Here is a 19,560-nt window from a genome sequence, read left to right on the forward strand (position 1 = left end):
TCCATTTCTTATTCTTCCACGTCATCCTAGCACTGAAACAATAGCGAACTGATCGCATCAGTCAGAATGTAAAACGAGGCGGTTCATTGAATAATTAAAAATAAAGGCCTCTGAGGAGCAGAGACCTTTATTACACAGAACCGGTTTCAAACCTACCGCATAAATTTGACTAAGCGACAGGTGTTAGTTGATCAATTGGCCAACGTGGACGAGCCTCTACTGACATATCAGCCACTTCGCCATTCTTCAAGCGCTGCATGCCTGCGTAAGCGATCATCGCACCGTTATCTGTACAGAACTCAGTACGTGGGTAGTAAACTTCGCCACCAACTTTCTTCGCTAACTTCTCTAACTCAGCTCGCAAACGACGGTTAGCACTCACACCACCAGCAATAACAATACGTTTCATGCCTGTTTGCTCAAGCGCGCGCTTACATTTAATAGCCAACGTAGCACACACAGCTTCTTCAAATGCTAATGCGATGTCCGCGCGAGTTTGCTCGTCATCACCGTTTGCAGCAATCGTGTTAGCCGTAAAGGTTTTTAGACCAGAGAAACTCATGTCCAAACCTGGCACATTCGTCATTGGGCGCGGGAACTTAAAGCGGCCCTGTGTACCTTTTTCCGCCAGTTTAGATAATAGTGGACCGCCTGGGTAATCCAAACCCATTAGCTTCGCTGTTTTATCAAACGCTTCGCCCGCCGCATCATCAATCGACTCACCTAGAATTTTGTACTCACCGATGCCTCTCACCTCCACCATCATAGAGTGACCGCCCGATACTAATACCGCCACAAACGGGAACGGTGGAGGGTTATCTTCCAACATTGGGGCCAATAGGTGACCTTCCATATGATGAACAGGTACCGCTGGCACTCCCCAAGCATAAGCAATACTGCGACCGATAGTCGCACCCACTAATAGCGCCCCAACAAGACCAGGCCCCGCGGTATACGCGACACCATCGATGTCTTTTGAAGTTAAGTTCGCTTCTCTTAGTGCCTCTTTAATAAGAGGAATGGTTTTCTTTACGTGGTCACGTGAAGCCAACTCAGGCACCACACCGCCGTAATCTGCGTGCAGTTTTACTTGGCTGTATAGCTTGTGTGACAAGAGACCGTTTTCATCGTCATAAATTGCGATGCCAGTCTCGTCACAAGAGGTTTCAATACCAATAATGCGCATGGTTTTCTCAGTATGCTTTCTGTATAGAGGAAATTTGGGCGTCATATTACCTCGCCTTGGTGCTGCAAACAAATTTTGTACAGACAATAATCGACAAAAGGCTTTACAAAGTAGTTGTGATCGGATTAAAATTCCGCACCATTTTTGATCAAGCTGGTAAGAGACCTAACAATTGTGATTTGGTCTGTTGAATACCAGCGTTAACGAATAACCCCTGAGGTGAAAGGCATATGCCAGTAGTTAAAGTACGTGAAAACGAACCGTTCGACGTTGCTCTACGTCGTTTTAAGCGCTCTTGCGAAAAAGCAGGTATCCTTTCTGAAGTGCGTCGTCGTGAGCACTACGAAAAACCAACTACAGTTCGCAAACGCGCTAAAGCAGCAGCTCAAAAGCGTCACGCTAAGAAGCTAGCTCGCGAAAACGCTCGTCGCGTTCGCCTGTACTAATAACTGAGCTCCAAAAGGAATTTAGTTATGGCTCTGATTGATCAACTCAAAGAAGAGCAAAAATTAGCGATGAAAGCCAAGGACAAATTGCGCCTTGGTACTATTCGTTTAGCCCTATCAGCAATCAAGCAACGTGAAGTTGACGAACAGATTACTCTGAACGATGACGACATTCTTGCAGTATTGACCAAGATGGTTAAACAACGTCGCGACTCTGTAACGCAGTTTGAAGCAGCGGGTCGTCAAGATCTTGCTGATGCGGAACAAGCAGAAATTACCGTTCTTGAGGACTTTATGCCTCAACCACTGACAGACGAAGAAGTAGCGGCTCTCATCGAGAACGCGATTGCTGAATCTGGCGCAGCTGGCATGCAAGACATGGGCAAAGTAATGGGCGTTCTGAAACCGCAAATTCAAGGGCGTGCAGATATGGGTAAAGTAAGCGGTTTAGTTCGCGCTAAATTGGCTTAAGGTACCCCACCCAATTGCAGCAAGCCGTGCTATCCTTTGGAGCGCACGGCTTGTTTGTATCTGGATGGATGGAATGAAATCAATGGGCAATACGCTCATTCTTTTAAGGCATTCACTCCACTCATCATCTTCTTTTTTTGTTAGGTTTTATGGCTGGACACATCCCTCGCAGTTTTATCGATGACCTTCTAGCTCGACTTGATATTGTCGATATCATCGACGCACGTGTGAAACTTAAGAAAAAAGGCAAAAACTACGGCGCATGCTGCCCTTTCCACAACGAAAAGACCCCCTCATTCAGTGTCAGTCAAGAAAAGCAGTTCTACCATTGTTTTGGTTGTGGCGCGCATGGAAATGCCATCGATTTTTTGATGGAATTCGACCGACTAGAATTCGTCGAAGCCATTGAAGAACTCGCTTCATACTTGGGTTTAGATGTTCCTCGCGAACAACGTAGCGGCGGTAATGGTTCGTTTCAATCAGGCCCACAAGCAAGCAGCAGTGAAAAACGTAACCTATACGACTTAATGGGCAGCATTGCTCAATTTTATCGTAACCAACTCAAACAGCCAGCAAGTAAGGTGGCGATTGAGTATCTAAAAGATCGCGGCCTGTCTGGTGAAATCGTCCAGAAGTTTGGCATCGGCTATGTGGCTGATGAATGGGATTTAGTTCGTAAGAACTTTGGCCAAAATAAAGAAAACCAAGACATGCTCGTCACTGGCGGTATGTTGATTGAAAACGATAAAGGCAACCGCTACGACCGATTCCGTGGTCGAGTGATGTTTCCTATTCGAGACAGACGCGGCCGAGTAATAGGCTTTGGTGGTCGAGTATTAGGTGATGGGACACCAAAATATCTCAACTCACCCGAAACCCCGATATTTCATAAAGGTAAAGAGTTGTATGGCCTTTATGAAGTACTACAAGCGTACCGTGAGCCACCACAAATTTTAGTGGTTGAAGGCTATATGGATGTTGTCGCGCTTGCTCAATATGGCGTAGATTATTCCGTTGCCTCATTGGGAACCTCGACAACGGGCGATCACTTGCAAGTGTTATTCAGGCAAACAAGCACCGTCGTGTGTTGTTATGACGGTGACCGCGCAGGCCGTGAAGCCGCGTGGCGTGCCATGGAAAATGCATTGCCTTACCTAACGGATGGTCGCCAGTTAAAATTCATGTTTTTGCCGGATGGAGAAGATCCCGACTCTTATATCCGACAAAACGGAAAACAAGCATTTGAGCAGCAAGTGTCTAATGCGATGCCCTTGTCTGAATTCATGTTCAGCTCATTGACTCAGCAGGTCGATATGAGCACGAAAGAAGGCATGGCAAAACTGAGTACTCTTGCGGTTCCTCTCATTGATAAAGTCCCTGGCGGCACTTTAAGACTATACTTGAGAGAATTGCTTGGCCGCCGTTTGGGTTTGGTTGATGAACGCCAACTACAGCAGCTAATTTCAAAACAAGGTAAAGAGGATAAAAGGCCTCAACCTCATAAAGAAATCAAGCGAACGCCGATGCGAGAAGTGATCGCGTTACTGATTCAAAACCCACAATACGTAAGTATGGTGCCAGATCTAACTAGCGTTAGAGATTTGCCCATTCCTGGTCTAAGTTTATTTGTTGATGTACTTGATAAATGCCAAGCGCATCCCCATATCAACACAGGCCAATTATTAGAGCATTGGCGAAACAGCCAAAATGAGACCCTTCTGTCTCGTCTCGCGAGTTGGGACATTCCACTCGATGAGGACAACCAAGAAGAAATCTTTTTAGACTCACTGGATAAAATTATTGCCCAGTGCGTAGAAAAACAAATTGAAAACCTGCAGGCCAAAGCAAGAAGTGTCGGTTTATCAGCCGAAGAGAAAAGGGAGCTGCTAGCACTTATGCTAGATTTAAAAGCGTAACCCTGTTTAATTAGTCAGCAACGATTTAATTTGTTATAGTAAGTGGTTTGCATTTCGCATACTGATTCCTTCACCAGATTACGAAGTTGGATACCGTCTATGGATCACAATCCGCAGTCACAGCTAAAGTCACTTGTTATTAAAGGCAAGGAACAAGGCTATCTGACCTACGCCGAAGTAAATGACCACCTACCTGCTGAAATCGTAGATTCAGAACAGGTAGAAGACATCATTCAGATGATCAACGACATGGGCATTAAGGTAGTAGAAACTGCTCCTGATGCTGATGATTTAGCACTGAACGATGACACAAATATTACCGATGAAGATGCAGCCGAAGCTGCAGCCGCTGCACTTTCTAGCGTAGAGAGTGAGATTGGTCGTACAACAGACCCAGTACGTATGTACATGCGTGAGATGGGTACTGTCGAACTTCTAACTCGCGAAGGCGAAATCGACATCGCAAAACGTATTGAAGAAGGTATTAACCAAGTTCAATCGTCTGTTGCTGAATACCCAGGCACAATTCCGTACATTCTTGAGCAATTTGACAAAGTTCAAGCTGAAGAACTACGTCTTACAGACCTAATTTCAGGTTTTGTAGATCCAGATGCTGACGACACCGCTGCACCAACGGCAACACACATCGGTTCTGAACTGACTGAATCTCAGTTAGAAGAAGAAGACGATGAAGACGTTGATGACGACGAAGATAGCGATGACGATTCAGATGATTCTGAAGAAGATGTAGGTATCGATCCAGAATTAGCGCTAGAGAAATTCAACCAACTACGCAGCACCTATCAAAATCTTCAATTAGCAATCAACGAGTACGGCTATAACAGCCCGAAAGCAACCGTTGCTAATGAAATGATGCTAGACGTATTCCGCGAGTTTCGTCTAACGCCTAAACAGTTTGATCACCTAGTGAATGAACTGCGTACTGCTATGGATCGCGTTCGTACACAAGAGCGTCTGATCATGAAGTCAGTGGTTGAATACGGCAAAATGCCGAAGAAATCATTCATCGCGCTGTTCACTGGTAATGAATCAAGTGAAGCTTGGCTGGATGAAGTTCTTGCTTCAGACAAGCCATACGCTGAAAAGATCAAACGTAACGAAGAAGAAATCCGTCGTTCAATCGCTAAGCTAAAAATGATTGAAGAAGAGACTTCTCTAAACGTACAGAACATTAAAGACATCAGCCGTCGTATGTCTATCGGTGAAGCAAAAGCTCGCCGTGCGAAGAAAGAGATGGTTGAAGCGAACTTGCGTCTTGTAATTTCTATCGCGAAGAAATACACCAACCGTGGCCTACAGTTCTTGGATCTGATCCAGGAAGGTAACATCGGTCTGATGAAAGCGGTAGATAAGTTCGAATATCGTCGTGGTTACAAGTTCTCGACTTACGCAACGTGGTGGATCCGTCAGGCAATCACTCGTTCAATCGCGGACCAAGCACGTACGATTCGTATCCCGGTACACATGATCGAAACGATCAACAAGCTAAACCGTATTTCTCGTCAAATGTTGCAAGAGATGGGTCGCGAGCCACTACCGGAAGAACTGGCAGAGCGCATGCAAATGCCAGAAGACAAGATTCGTAAAGTTCTAAAAATCGCTAAAGAGCCTATCTCAATGGAGACACCAATCGGTGACGACGAAGATTCGCATCTAGGTGATTTTATCGAAGATACAACGCTAGAACTTCCGCTAGATTCTGCAACAGCAACTAGCCTTAAAGTGGCAACAAAAGACGTGCTTGCAGGTCTAACACCACGTGAAGCGAAAGTACTTCGTATGCGCTTTGGTATTGACATGAACACTGACCATACTCTAGAAGAAGTTGGTAAGCAGTTCGACGTTACTCGTGAGCGTATCCGTCAGATCGAAGCAAAAGCACTACGTAAACTTCGTCACCCAAGCCGCTCAGAGACTCTGCGCAGCTTCCTAGACGAATAATCGCAGCGCATACAAGCTTTTAGAAATCAAAAAAGGTGACTTTAGGTCACCTTTTTTATTATCTACTGTTCTAAGTGGATAAAAACTAAGCGCAATTGCCCTAGTTGGTATCTAGACACCTTGCAACGCTTCCCCTATAATCGTTGTCCTATTAAGGCCCCTTAGCTCAGTGGTTAGAGCAGTCGACTCATAATCGATTGGTCCGCAGTTCAAGTCTGCGAGGGGCCACCATATTTCGAAAGGCGTAGCAGGTTAATACCTACTACGCCTTTTTTGTATCTTATATCTTTGGGTACAGTTTCGGTTGCGGTAACTCGTCACTAACCTCGTAATAGCTTTTCTTCTTCCCCTCTTCTTTAACTATTATCTGGCTTTCTATACGAGCAATAGAAACAAAATGTCTGCTCGTGATTTAAACCATTGACCCTCAGACAACTTCTGATAGTATGGACATATAAACGTATGGACGTCTAAATCAAAAATGGAGCTACAATGAAAAGTATTGGTCACTTAAAGAAACTAGCTTTGATTCTCACGGCAGTAGTCGGCTTAAGCGCTTGTGGAGAAAAAGATGACTCTGTCATTAAAGTGGGCGCGACAGTTGGACCACATGCACAAGTAGTCGAGGCGGTAGCGAAGGAGGCAGCGAAGCAAGGTTTGAATGTCGAAGTCATTGAGTTTTCTGACTACGTGACACCTAATGCCGCTCTTAGCGATGGTAGCATCGATATTAATAGCTATCAGCACCAGCCATTTTTAGACAACTTCAACAGTAGCCATAACGCCCAATTAGTATCAATTGGTCAGTCCATTCTTATGCGTATGGGGCTTTATTCCAATAAGTATCGCTCACTGCAAGAGCTTCCAAACAATGCACGTATAGCGCTTCCAAATGACCCTACCAACGGTGGTCGTGGTCTGTTGCTACTCGCCGATGCAGGTTTAATTGAGCTGAAACAGGGTGTTGGCCATAAAGCCGCCCTAACTGATATCACAAAAAACGCAAAATCATTTGAATTTGTCGAGGTAGATGCCGCTCAGCTACCAAGAACATTAGATGATGTGGACGCGGCTGCGATTACAATGAACTACGTAATGTCTTCTGGTTTAGATCCGAAGAAACAAAGTATCTATCTTGAAGCAAAAGACGCCCCATTAGCAGTCATGGTCATCGCCACTCGTGACGCAGACAAAAATAATGAAGCGTATAAAAAGTTCGTTTCTATTTATCAATCTCAAGCGATTCGTGATTATCTCGATCGCACTTTCAAAGGCACAATCGAAGCAGCTTTTTAATCAATAAAGCAGCGAATACTTTGCCCCACGAATCAGATAGAAAAGAGGCTAATGTTTTCTCATAGCCTCTTCTTTTCATTACTCACTAAATCGACTCATTGTCGACTTTCAGCCTCTAACTTCATTGCCAAATAAGCTTGATCAGCAGAAACCAATTCAGGGCGGTTAATCAACTTCCAGAGGAAGTATGGTGGGATTAAAAATACGATGAAGTAGAGAGATTCATGGAAAAAAACATCGGCTATCGTTTGCTGATGCTCCCAAAGTGCCGTCAGTGCGAAGAGCTCTAACATCACGCCTAATACGCCAAAGACGACAGAGACAACAATCGCTAAACCCAGTAGTTCTCTAACAAAGTGCTTGTATGCCATGATACTAATTCCTTCTAGCAATAAGTCATACTAACTTACGCTCATAAGAAACAAGTGAGCTTGATTATTATCAAACTCACCTCATCACTGTTAAGAACTTAGTTTTATAAAAAAGTACTTGTATATAGCGTCATCGAAGACTGATTTCCCTATCACAGAGCATAGATACCTCTACAAATAGAAGGTGATGGAACGACCAACTATTGACTATATGAGCGCAACTTTAATCAGATAAGTAATATTGAACCGTCGATACCACTCGTACTTTCTTAATGTAAGGCGTATTGCTGTCTCGGTCATAAATCGAGAACTGCCCTTGAGTTGCACGTTTGATCTTACCCAGTGAACTTTGTGAGTCTGTCGCAAATTTCTCAGCCACTTCACGCGCATTCTTAGTCGCTTCTTCGATCATGTCTGGCTTCACATCATTCAGCTTAGTAAAGCTGTACTCAACACGATTGGCATAAGGATCTTGGTTAAGCAAAACGCCTTGTTTTCCTAACTCACCTATTTCATTGATTGCCGCTCGAACAACATCAACACTCTGGCTGTAAACCGTAACGGTTCGCGAGGCCAAATAACGATACTCAATGTCTTGCTCGCTCCCATATTGCTGTGCTTTTCTGTCAATGACCGCTGGGGAAGAGAGGGAAACGCTGGTTTCAGGAAGCCCTTTGGCACTTAGAAAGTCCAAAATCAAACGGGTTTGCTGGTCAATTTCATCAAACATGGCTCCCATATCATTACTCGCTAGAGTAAATTGAATCGGCCAAATCACCGTATCAGCAGGATACTCACGCTCCGACAAACCTTTTACTGTAACGACTCTTTCATAGGCTCGGTATTTCACCGCCGTCTGCTGCATAAAATAGCCAAGGATGCCAAGACCAAGTATCAAACTTAGCCCAATCCAAAGTGCTGCTTTATTGGAAACTCGTTCCATTATTTCCCCCTGATAAATATCAACTTAGCTTAATCTTTGTTCTAAACAAGATAGCCTATCTATTGTTTTAAGAGGGAGACATAACGCGAGTTTTGATTCATAGCACAGTGATATACCGTTTTCTTTAGTCAATAAAGCTTCATTAGTTTGTCACCAAAGGCTCATGCATTTGCCTCTGAACTGTCATCTGTAATTTCTACTATCCAATCAGCAACTTGTACGCTGAGGTAAATATGGATAGTTCAACCCCTTTTCGTCTCCCTCGTAAAACGCCGTTTGGCATTGGTGAAAACGTTGCTGAATGGGCAACCGGTTTAAACCAACTTGATAAGTTCTACGCCCAACGCCCCGTTAATGCCGATACCAAAACTTTTCTCCGCTTCACGCTGGATATCTTAGGTATCGATTATCGCATTGCTCATGGTTCACTCGACTCAGTACCTAAACAAGGTGCTACCGTCATTGTGGCGAACCATCCGCTTGGTTGTGTGGAAGGCGTCATCTTGGCCGAACTCTTGTTGATGGTACGAGACGATATCCAAATTCTAGCCAATCAATACCTGAAAACCGTGCCGGAGTTAGATCAGCTCTTCATTGGTGTCGATGTGTTTGAAGGCAAAGACGCCGTCAAATCGAATATGAAGGCCCTCAGAGCGGCCAATAAACACCTCGCAAGTGGCGGCTTATTGCTTGTCTTTCCTGCCGGTGAGGTTTCCCAGTTAGTCGATGCCAAACAGCAACGCTTGGAAGATAAAGCGTGGAGTCGAAGCGTAAGCAGCCTAATCCGAAAAAACAAAGCAACGACAGTTCCGGTATTCATCAGCGGTCAAAACTCGAAACGCTTCTATATGGCAGGGAAAATCCATCCACTTTTGCGTACCCTACTGCTCGGGCGAGAACTGCTGAACAAACATGCACAAACCATCAACTTGTCTTTTGGCCAATCAATCAAATTCAAAGAAATCAGCACACTTAACGATGATCAAGTGGTGAACTATTTGCGGCTCAACACTTACTTACTCAATCGTGAAACCCAATCAGTGAAGCCCTCTTCCTCATCAGAACGGCTCTCACCAATAGCGGCAGGGTTACCCGTAGGCGAATTGCTTGAAGAGCTGAACAACTTACCAAAAGAGTCCAAGCTGCTAACAAGTGGTGAGTTCGATGTTTACTGCACGGAGTCGCAGAATATACCTTCCCTACTGCATGAAATTGGTCGCCTACGTGAGCTCAATTTTCGACAGGTTGGCGAAGGGACGGGACTAGCAATAGACATTGACCATTTCGATCATGATTACCTGCATCTGTTTGTGTGGGATAGAGAGAACCAATGCTTGGTGGGCGCGTATCGTTTAGGTCTGGTTGATCAACTGATTGAAAAGCGCGGCGTAGCAGGTCTGTATTCACGAACCTTGTTTAACTATGACCAACGCTTTATCGATCAAATGGGTAAATCCATCGAGATGGGGCGCTCGGTGATTGCGCAGCAATATCAAAAGAGCATGAGCGCGCTACTGCTGCTGTGGAAAGGCATCGCAACCTTCGTTCATCAAAACCCAGATTACACTCACCTATTTGGTCCGGTGAGCATTAGCAACGACTATAGCGATACTGCACGCCAATTGCTGGCTCAATCAATGACACTGCACCACTACGATAGCAACTGCGCAGAGTATGTCACGCCTTCTAACCCACTTCCTGAGCACCACCGTGACTGGAACACCAGCATGCTTACTGCTCTGGGAGATTTACAGTTACTATCACGCGTAATTGCCAGAATCGATGAAGGGAAAGGTGTGCCCGTGTTACTGCGTCAGTACTTAAGCCTCAATGGCAAACTGGTGTGCTTCAATGTCGACCCTGCATTCAATAATGCTCTAGATGGGTTGATTACGGTGGATTTGCGCGATGTTCAAGAAAAGACGTTGGCAAGGTATATGGGACGCGAGCAAACTCATGAATACCTCACCTACCATGCTAATTGCAACCATAAGTAAGAGCAGTGAGTAAGAAGGGAGTTGTGAGTCAATAAAAGCAGTGGATCGACTCTCTTTTACTTTTCTATCAATTAGATAAGAGCACTTCGTGAAGTACGCCGAAAAGACTTTTATAAATACATTCTATCGAAGAGTCGCAATGACATTGATCACACCAATCCCGTCACAAACTTTCACAAAACACCAAAAGCGACTCAGGTCACATTTTATATCCAGACCAAATCAACACAAAATGTGACATTGATCGTCAGTGGTATTTAATTTGAATTTCAAAAGAAATCAAAAGTGATCAAAGTCACAAAGTATTTTGATTTTAAATTTGCCAGAAGATCGAATTGATCACTAAGATTTTTATTGACAGATTTGAAAGTGGCTTTTTGTTATTAAGTTACAAGTTAATAAGTTGAACTTGGTCACTTAAAAACCGTTTCTCAGCCTAAGAAATGCGGGCGTAGATCACGAAAAACCCGTTGTCAGTTCCAATTGGAAAATGTGTGGTAAATTGATTGGGTACTAAGCAATCAAACAAACGGTTTTGGCGAACCGTTTACTACAACAAGATTCATCAGAACATCGAACGGGGAATTGTTATGATATCACCAGATGCCAAGATCAAGATACAAAATTTTGGTCGTTTTCTGTCAAACATGGTAATGCCAAACATCGGCGCGTTTATCGCGTGGGGCTTTATCACTGCTCTATTTATCCCAACTGGATGGCTACCAAACGAAACGTTAGCCTCTATGGTTGGCCCAATGATTACCTACTTGCTGCCACTACTTATCGGTTACACCGGTGGTAAATTAGTTGGTGGCGATCGTGGTGCGGTAGTCGGTGCAATCACAACAATGGGTGTGATTGTCGGTACAGACATCCCAATGTTTATGGGTGCAATGATGGTCGGCCCAATGGGCGGCTGGGCTATCAAGAAATTCGATAACTACATCGATGGTAAAGTAAAAAGTGGCTTCGAGATGTTGGTTAACAACTTCTCTGCGGGCATCATCGGCATGCTATGTGCGATCCTTGCTTTCATCTTTATCGGTCCATTCGTAAAAATTCTTTCTGGTGGCTTGGCGGCTGGCGTTAACTTCCTAGTTTCTGCTCACCTACTACCACTGACTTCAATCTTCGTTGAACCTGCGAAGATCCTGTTCCTAAATAACGCGATCAACCACGGTATCTTCTCTCCACTGGGTATCCAACAAGCGTCTGAGACAGGTCAATCGATCTTCTTCCTAATCGAAGCAAACCCAGGTCCTGGTCTAGGTATCCTGCTAGCTTACATGGTATTTGGTAAAGGTACGGCTCGTCAAACGGCAGGTGGTGCATCAATCATCCACTTCTTCGGCGGTATCCACGAGATTTACTTCCCATACATCCTAATGAACCCTCGCCTAATCCTTGCGGCTATCGCAGGCGGTATGACTGGCGTATTCGTTCTAACTATCTTTAACGCAGGTATCGTTTCTCCAGCATCACCAGGTTCAATCTTTGCAATCTTGTTGATGACTCAGAAAGGCTCAATCGTTGGTGTTCTAGCGTCTATCGCAGCAGCAACAGGCGTGTCATTCGCCGTAGCAGCACTGCTAATGAAGACACAAACGTCAACAGAAGAAGACGGTGATGAAGCAGCACTAGAAAAAGCAACATCACAAATGAAAGACATGAAATCTGCATCTAAAAACGATGCGGTGGTAAACAGCCAAAGCAAAGGTGACGTAGACCTAGCGACAGTACAAAGCATCATTGTCGCTTGTGATGCGGGCATGGGCTCGAGTGCAATGGGCGCGAGCATGCTACGCAAAAAGGTTCAAGACGCAGGTCTGAACATCCACGTAACCAACCTTGCCATTAACAGCTTACCAGAGAGTGCAGATATCGTGATTACTCATAAAGACTTAACGGATCGTGCACGTAAGCATGCTCCAAACGCACACCACATTTCATTGACTAACTTCCTAGACAGCGAGATGTACAACCAGCTAGTCACCAAACTACTAGCAGCGCAAAACCAATCCGCAGCCAATGACGACCAAATGGTAAAAGTTTCGCTCGTGGCAGCAAACGACGACAACTTCGAGCCACAGCAAACGTCGGTGTTCCAAATCCAGCGTGAAAACATTCACCTAGGTTTGAAAGCTGCCAACAAAGAAGAAGCGATTCGCTTCGCGGGTAACAAGTTGGTCGAACTTGGCTACGCAGAACCAGAATACGTAGACGCAATGTTTGAGCGTGAAGCATTGGTTCCAACTTACCTAGGCGAATCTATCGCAGTGCCTCACGGCACGGTAGAAGCGAAAGACCGCGTGAAGAAAACCGGCATTGTAATCTGCCAATACCCATCGGGTATCCAATTTACTGAAGACGACGATGATGTAGCGAAACTGGTTATCGGCATTGCCGCTAAGAACGATGAGCACATCCAGGTGATTACCACCATTACGAACGCGCTCGATGAGCCGGAGGCAATTGAGAAGCTAACCAGCACCAACGATGTGGAAGAGATTCTGAACATCCTTGGCGGTCAACAAGCGGCTTAATTACCCCTTTAATTTGCTCCTGAGGCAAATGAGGTCAGCTGTCACCCCCTATGCGGTTGGCCTCCCCCTAGTTTCGTAAGTCAACATTTTAGACATTGGTAGGTAAGAATTATGAAAAACGCAGTTCATTTTGGCGCAGGTAACATTGGTCGTGGCTTCATCGGAAAACTCTTAGCAGATGCAGAAGTCGAGGTCACATTTGCAGACGTTGACGCTCCACTCGTCGACCAACTGAGTCACAAGCAAGAATACAAAGTAAAAGTGGTCGGTACTGAGTGCCAAATCGACACAGTAACTCACGTCACCGCGGTAAACTCAGCCAGTGAAGATGTCATCGACCGCATTGTAAAAACCGACTTGGTAACAACAGCGGTTGGCCCTAACGTACTGGACATCATTGCAAAAACCATCGCTACCGGCATTGCTAAACGCTTTGCAGCAGGTAACGATAAACCATTGAACATCATAGCGTGTGAAAACATGGTTCGTGGCACCACACACCTAAAAGGTGAAGTGTACAAACACTTGGATGAATCATTGCACGCGAAAGCAGACGAGTTGGTTGGCTTTGTCGATTCAGCGGTAGACCGTATCGTACCACCAGCAGAAGCGGCGAACGATGACCCACTAGAAGTCACTGTAGAGAGTTTTAGCGAATGGATTGTGGATGAGCAGCAATTCAAGGGCGAAATCCCTGACATAGCTGGCATGGAAAGAACCAACAACCTAATGGCATTCGTAGAACGCAAGCTATTCACTCTCAATACAGGCCATTGCATTACCGCTTACCTAGGTTGCTTGAAAGGCCATCGTACCATTCGTGAAGCAATTGAAGACCCAAGCATTCACGCTGAAGTAAAACAGGCGATGCAAGAGAGTGGTGAAGTGCTGATCAAACGTTACGGCTTCGACCGTGACATGCACAACGCCTACATCGAGAAGATTTTAGGACGCTTTGCCAACCCATACTTAGTGGATGAGGTGGATCGCGTAGGTCGTCAACCAATTAGAAAATTGGGTGCAAACGATAGATTAGTGAAGCCTTTACTCGGTACAATTGAGTATGGCACTGAAAATAAAACACTTTTGAAAGGCATTGCCGCTGCGTTGAAGTACACTAACGACACTGACCCACAAGCCGTAGAGCTACAAAACTCATTAAAAGAAGTGGGTGTGAAGAAGACGCTAGCGACATACACAGGTCTTGCAGAAGACAGTGATGAAGTGGCTCAAATCGAGACACTTTACAACCAACTTTGATTTACCTAGGGGAGCTCGGCTCCCCTTCTATGTCCTTCTCTGCTTGAAGAGTTGGGATAGCTAATAATTAGAAATGTATTCAGTATATGGCAGATAACATCAACGAAACCGAGATCATTGAGCGATTAAACAGCGCACCATCGGTACGAGGCTTTTTCATTGCAGCAGTCGACGTTTTTAACGATTCGATCGACGGGTTGGTGCAAAGAATCTTTCGTAAAGATAACTTCGCTGTTCAATCGGTTGTCGGTCCGCTGCTACAAGACTCTGGACCGCTGGGCGATCTGTCTGTTCGTTTGAAGTTATTGTTTGGCTTGGGAGTGCTCCCCGATGACATTTACCACGACATCGAAGACATCATCAAACTCAAAAACCAACTCAATAGTGACGCTTCAGATTACGAATTCACTGACCCGAATATTCTAGAACCAATTAAGAAACTGCACTTGGTGAAGAAAATGGGCATGGTACAACTGGAAGTCAGCGAACCAGATGACGACATCGACCTTGAGTTTTATCAGCTACAACTGCAACGTCAACAACAAATCATTAAGTCAGGGCTCTCACTTGCCATTGTCGAGATTTGCAATGAGCTCGGCAAAGACAGCCCTTTTTAATCGAAAAACTGGCACGGAAGCCTCCTCAACTCGCCCCTCTTTTTGCACATTCTTCTATACAACGTGCGTGAAAGCCATCACAGTCCATATTCCGATGTCTCTGTAACATCAGACCAATCTATCGCTAGTATTGAAACGGGATCGCATGCTTTCAATCGAAGACACTAAAACTAAGTGGGAGTTTTTCCAGAAACACCACTGGGTATCTCCAGAATTTTCCCGCACTCCCGTCCTCGAGTCGTGGGAGCGTTGCATAAAGCAATGCAGCCCTTACACCTGGTCAAAACCACATATTGCCTCTGGATTTACCTTCTCATCTCTAATGAAGCGCAACGAATATCTCATCGAATGCGCCACGACCGTGCTTGAAGATACGTACGATATGCTTGGTGACGAAGACCTGGTATTGATGGTGACTGACGGCAACGGCTGCGTTCTATCTGTTGTGGGACATAACTCAATGCAACAAGAGATGCAGGCGCTCGGTATTAAACAAGGCTGCTTTCTCTCCGAAGGAAAGATAGGCACAAATGCAGTCAATCTCTGTATCAATACTCATATCCCGTGTGAAGTTTTTGCTGCCGAACATTTCAATCGCCACTTGCACTCTTATGCCTCTGCAGCGGCGCCTATTTTTGACCAATTTGGCAAATTACGCGGTACAACATGCCTTTTCAGAAAAGCGGAAAGCTATAAGAAAGAAGACTTAGTCATCATCGCGTCGAGCGCGAAAGAAGTCAGCTTGCAAATCCACATTCAGTCGGAACAAGAGAACATGAACCGCCTCACTTGTGCGCATAACGCAACGTTAGAGTGCATGGATGACGGCCTTCTAGCGTGGGATGAAGAAAATCGCATCACCATGGTAAATCACCAGTCCGAGCGTTTGTTAAACATTGAAGCCAGTCAGGTCTTGGATAAAGAAGTCTTTTCTGTTTTGCGCTTCCCACCGAATGTCCTTACTAGTATTGAGTCAGGTGCGAGCATAAACCGTAAACTCACAACGGTAGAGGTTCGTGGCGAGTTTGTTGAGGCGATCATCACCTTGCGTCCACTCAACGACGGCACACACTTATTGTTCTTGCACCCTATCGATAAAATTCGCGAACTTGCTCAACAACAAATAGGTGGCAGTGCGCGCTATACGTTCAGCACTTTGCCCGTCATTTCACGAAAAATGAAGCATGTCATTACCGTGGCAAAACGGGCCATAAAGTCAAAATCACCGATTCTAATTACAGGTGAAGAAGGCGTAGGAAAAGCCACTCTCGCCATGGCGATTCATAACGAAAGCGCCTACAAAGAAGGACCATTCATTACGCTCAACTGCCGCTCCATCAATACAGAGCAACTGGTCAAAGAAACCCTGGGGTACGACGAAGGGCAAGGCATGCCTTCAAAGTTTGAGCTCGCCCATGGCGGTACGCTCTTTTTAGAAAAGGTGGAATATCTGTCGCCCGATTTACAAGCCGTGCTACTTAAGTTGTTAAAAACTGGGCTCGTCAGCCGCAGCGACAGTTTGCGATTGATCCCCGTAGATTTTCAACTTATTACCAGCACCGCTTCAGAGATCAGCGAGTATGTCACTCAGCGCTCATTTGGTCGGCAACTTTATTATGAAATCTCCTCGAACGAGCTGCATATTCCACCACTACGAAAGCGTAAAGAAGACATTGAATTTCTCGTCCAGCAGCTTATCAGCCATTACGAACGCCGCCACAATGTGACGATCTCGATAGAGCCAGTCGCACTGGAAGCGTTGATGAATTTTCGTTGGTCAGGCAATAACTCCGAATTAAGAAATCGAACTGAGCGAATTTTGCTTAACCGCAGTTCCAACTTAATCAAGCTGAACGATATTCCTGAAGACATTAAACTGAATTCTCGCCATACCGCAGAAAATACGCCAGTAATCACGTTAGAAGAAGCCGAGAGAAGAGCGATTGTTCAGGCTTGGAATCAGTGTGATGGCAAAATGCATGATATGGCGAAAGCATTGCAAATTGGCCGCACGACCTTATGGAGAAAAATTAATAAGTTTGGGCTGCAGGAGCAAATGAAGCTGTATTAAGTCGTGAATTGGCGTTCCTATAACAAAAGTAAAACCGGCGTAAGCACGCCGGTACAGGTGTACTAACGATAAGGTATCGATTAAACATCGACAGACAACTGACGAATCTGCGCTTTTAGTCCCGGTAGCATGCTCGAACTGGCGCTGAATTTTCGCAACCCCACGCGGAGCAATGTTTCTGTGGCATTTGGATCGCCAGCCATCTCACCACACATACTAACCGGTATGCCCGCGCGATCGCCTGCTGCACACGTGAGCTCAATGGCTTTTAGTACCGATGGTTCAAAGTAGTTCACCAATTCAGCAACAGCAGCGTTACCTCGATCGGCGGCCATAACATATTGAGTCAAATCATTGGTGCCGATAGAGAAAAAGTCGACTTCTCGAGCTAACGCATCAGCATTCAACACCGCGGCTGGCACCTCAATCATAATACCAACGCGCAAATGAGTCGCATCCAAGCCGAGTTGGTTTGCTTGATGCGCCAACAGCACTTTTACTTTTCTCACTTCTTCAACCTGAGCCACCATCGGTATCATCAATTGAATATTCGGTTGCTCGTGAAAGGCTCTCAGAATGGCTCGAAGTTGAGCGGTAAACAATGACTCATGTTGAAGACACAACCGCACCCCTCTCAAACCTAAAAATGGATTATCTTCTGCTGGCATAGGATAAGCGGCTAAAGGCTTGTCACCGCCAACATCTAGACTACGAATCGTAAGTGGCTTATCACCAAGTGCGGCAGCAATATCACGATACACTTGATATTGCGCTTCCTCAGTCGGCAACTCATCACTGTTTTGAAATAGAAACTCAGTCCGAAATAGACCAACGCCCTCAGCCCCCGATGTTAGCGCATCATCAATATCCTTTGGTCCGCCAATATTGGCGAATACTGGAATATGGACGCCATCACAGGTAACTGCGGCTTGCTGAGCACTCGCTAGCGCACTTTGTCGGGTACTTTGCCACTCAATTTGTTGCGCTTCTAATTCCTGCTGTATGGCATCTGAAGGAGAGAACCATAAATGCCCTCGAAAGCCATCAATAGTCACCACTTGCCCAGCACGCACAGCATCAAGACAGCCCTGAGCTTTAACGATGGCAGGAATCCCCATCGCACGAGCAAGAATCGCACTGTGAGAGGTTTTCCCTCCCTCACTCAAACAGATACCAAGCACTTTCGATTTATCAAGCCCGGCCACATCAGAAGGCATCAGGTCGCGGGCCAACAAAATACTCGGTTCCTGAATGTCGATGGCATTAGGCGTTACGCCTGTCATTTCGACCATAACTTGGCGTGCGATATCATGTACATCTGCTTCGCGTTCCCGCATGTACTGACTTTCTGCCTGGCGAAACTCTTCGGCCAACGTTTGTAGTGATTCTATCCAAGCTTGCTCGGCTATCATGCCCGTTTGAATTCGCGACTCGACCGATGCCCATAATTCTGGGTCACTGAGCATCATGCTATGAGCAGCAAATATTTCCCCTTTCGGCTGCTTCGCTTGCTCCTGCAAATGTTGAACAACCACGCCTATCGCACGCTTAACCCGTTCAATTTCATCTTGTTCACTTTGGAAATCACGTTCAGGCACTGCTGGCATTTCATGAGTAAAAAGGACAGCAGGAGCAGTAGCGATACCGTCATTGACTCGAATACCAACAACAGCACCTTCAATCTGATTTGAGGCCATGCCATCGAGCAGAGTATCTGAACTTTCTTCAGGTTCGATAATGCCTTGCTCAACCGCCTCTTTTTCTCCGAAGTGCTCATAAGCTAAGGCTTCAAATGCCTTGATTGCTTCACTGGATTGAGAGCCGAGTGCGCACAGCGTGATCGTCTCTTGGCTACGAACGCCAAGTTTCGCAATGCTGTTTAAGCTTTTCGCGTTCACACGGCGCTCGCCTTTTTTCAACCATAATTGGCAGTCAAAAGGCGCGAGTGCACCAACAATGGCCGCAGCGGGACGAGCATGTAATCCATGCGGATTTTGCACTACCCAATCAAATGTCCATTCTTGCTCAAAGCTCTCTGATACTGGCGCTATCTCAGCGGATGTTAGTGGCTGATCACCAAGGTGCTCTTGTTTTACGCTTAACGCATTCTGTGCCTCTTCGACTACCGTCGATAAAGGCAGTCCGGCGGCGGCAGCCACCGACGCCGCCATGGTTCCTTCAACAATAGGTGCCGAGATAAGGGTGACATTTTCCCTCACATGATCATCAATCAGATCCAGAGCCATTTCCGTGCTAAGCAACGCGCTGCCAAGATCCATCAACACAACAACCCCTTGTTGATCTTGTACCTGCTCAATCGCTTCCATCACGGCAATGGCATCGGTTCCGATCGGGTTCTCTGGATCATCAATCCCAGCAGCAATCGCAAGCTTGGCTTTGCCTTGCGTCATTTGGGTGGCAAGTTCTGCCACCCCTTCGGCAAGTCGACGACTATGAGATACAACTACAATTCCCACCATC

General features: G+C 45.7%; 14 protein-coding genes and 1 tRNA gene. 11 read left to right on the forward strand and 4 right to left on the reverse strand.

Going from position 1 to position 19,560, the window contains the following annotated elements; translation table 11 throughout:
* Positions 1-169 precede the first annotated feature (169 nt).
* Positions 170-1,186, reverse strand: coding sequence for a tRNA (adenosine(37)-N6)-threonylcarbamoyltransferase complex transferase subunit TsaD (gene tsaD, locus R7P80_RS12200; RefSeq protein ID WP_213972999.1), 1,017 nt, complete (start codon positions 1,184-1,186; stop codon positions 170-172).
* A gap of 230 nt (positions 1,187-1,416) precedes the next feature.
* On the opposite strand from tsaD, the gene rpsU reads away from it, so the two are divergent.
* The 6 genes from rpsU (at position 1,417) to R7P80_RS12230 (ending at position 7,277) form a co-directional block, all read left to right on the forward strand.
* Positions 1,417-1,632: a 30S ribosomal protein S21 gene (gene rpsU, locus R7P80_RS12205; protein ID WP_001145625.1), complete on the forward strand. Its 216-nt coding sequence runs from the start codon at positions 1,417-1,419 to the stop codon at positions 1,630-1,632.
* A gap of 27 nt (positions 1,633-1,659) precedes the next feature.
* The gene (locus R7P80_RS12210) at positions 1,660-2,103 is read left to right on the forward strand and encodes a GatB/YqeY domain-containing protein (RefSeq protein WP_054574265.1); all 444 of its coding nucleotides are present in this window, start codon (positions 1,660-1,662) and stop codon (positions 2,101-2,103) included.
* 149 nt (positions 2,104-2,252) lie between these two features.
* On the forward strand, positions 2,253-4,019 hold the full coding sequence (gene dnaG, locus R7P80_RS12215; RefSeq protein ID WP_005379719.1) for a DNA primase: 1,767 nt from the start codon (positions 2,253-2,255) through the stop codon (positions 4,017-4,019).
* Between the two features lie 99 nt (positions 4,020-4,118).
* Positions 4,119-5,981: an RNA polymerase sigma factor RpoD gene (gene rpoD / locus R7P80_RS12220; protein ID WP_005395986.1), complete on the forward strand. Its 1,863-nt coding sequence runs from the start codon at positions 4,119-4,121 to the stop codon at positions 5,979-5,981.
* A gap of 155 nt (positions 5,982-6,136) precedes the next feature.
* Positions 6,137-6,212 (forward strand) — tRNA-Ile (locus tag R7P80_RS12225).
* A 261-nt stretch (positions 6,213-6,473) separates the two neighbouring features.
* A complete protein-coding gene (locus R7P80_RS12230; protein ID WP_017633488.1) occupies positions 6,474-7,277 on the forward strand; it encodes a MetQ/NlpA family ABC transporter substrate-binding protein in 804 nt (267 codons plus the stop codon).
* Between the two features lie 95 nt (positions 7,278-7,372).
* On the opposite strand, the gene R7P80_RS12235 is transcribed toward R7P80_RS12230, so the two are convergent.
* On the reverse strand, positions 7,373-7,648 hold the full coding sequence (locus R7P80_RS12235) for a hypothetical protein (protein ID WP_005379716.1): 276 nt from the start codon (positions 7,646-7,648) through the stop codon (positions 7,373-7,375).
* A 223-nt stretch (positions 7,649-7,871) separates the two neighbouring features.
* A complete protein-coding gene (locus R7P80_RS12240) occupies positions 7,872-8,591 on the reverse strand; it encodes an SIMPL domain-containing protein (RefSeq protein ID WP_225491727.1) in 720 nt (239 codons plus the stop codon).
* Between the two features lie 233 nt (positions 8,592-8,824).
* Here R7P80_RS12240 and R7P80_RS12245 point away from each other — a divergent pair, with 233 nt between their 5' ends.
* The 5 genes from R7P80_RS12245 to dhaR all read left to right on the forward strand — a co-directional run bounded on the left by R7P80_RS12245 (position 8,825) and on the right by dhaR (position 17,079).
* The gene (locus tag R7P80_RS12245) at positions 8,825-10,588 is read left to right on the forward strand and encodes a lysophospholipid acyltransferase family protein (RefSeq protein ID WP_225491726.1); all 1,764 of its coding nucleotides are present in this window, start codon (positions 8,825-8,827) and stop codon (positions 10,586-10,588) included.
* A 590-nt stretch (positions 10,589-11,178) separates the two neighbouring features.
* On the forward strand, positions 11,179-13,131 hold the full coding sequence (locus R7P80_RS12250; RefSeq protein WP_005379710.1) for a PTS mannitol transporter subunit IICBA: 1,953 nt from the start codon (positions 11,179-11,181) through the stop codon (positions 13,129-13,131).
* A 111-nt stretch (positions 13,132-13,242) separates the two neighbouring features.
* The gene (locus tag R7P80_RS12255; RefSeq protein ID WP_213868543.1) at positions 13,243-14,391 is read left to right on the forward strand and encodes a mannitol-1-phosphate 5-dehydrogenase; all 1,149 of its coding nucleotides are present in this window, start codon (positions 13,243-13,245) and stop codon (positions 14,389-14,391) included.
* 86 nt (positions 14,392-14,477) lie between these two features.
* The gene (locus tag R7P80_RS12260; protein WP_005379708.1) at positions 14,478-15,008 is read left to right on the forward strand and encodes an MltR family transcriptional regulator; all 531 of its coding nucleotides are present in this window, start codon (positions 14,478-14,480) and stop codon (positions 15,006-15,008) included.
* 145 nt (positions 15,009-15,153) lie between these two features.
* Positions 15,154-17,079: a dihydroxyacetone kinase operon transcriptional regulator DhaR gene (gene dhaR, locus R7P80_RS12265; RefSeq protein WP_225491725.1), complete on the forward strand. Its 1,926-nt coding sequence runs from the start codon at positions 15,154-15,156 to the stop codon at positions 17,077-17,079.
* A gap of 80 nt (positions 17,080-17,159) precedes the next feature.
* On the opposite strand, the gene ptsP is transcribed toward dhaR, so the two are convergent.
* Positions 17,160-19,559, reverse strand: a complete 2,400-nt coding sequence (gene ptsP, locus R7P80_RS12270; RefSeq protein WP_225491724.1) for a phosphoenolpyruvate--protein phosphotransferase — start codon at positions 19,557-19,559, stop codon at positions 17,160-17,162.
* Between the last annotated feature and the right edge of the window lies 1 nt (position 19,560).

This window comes from Vibrio sp. 2092, assembly GCF_033339635.1.
Lineage (GTDB): Bacteria > Pseudomonadota > Gammaproteobacteria > Enterobacterales > Vibrionaceae > Vibrio > Vibrio alginolyticus.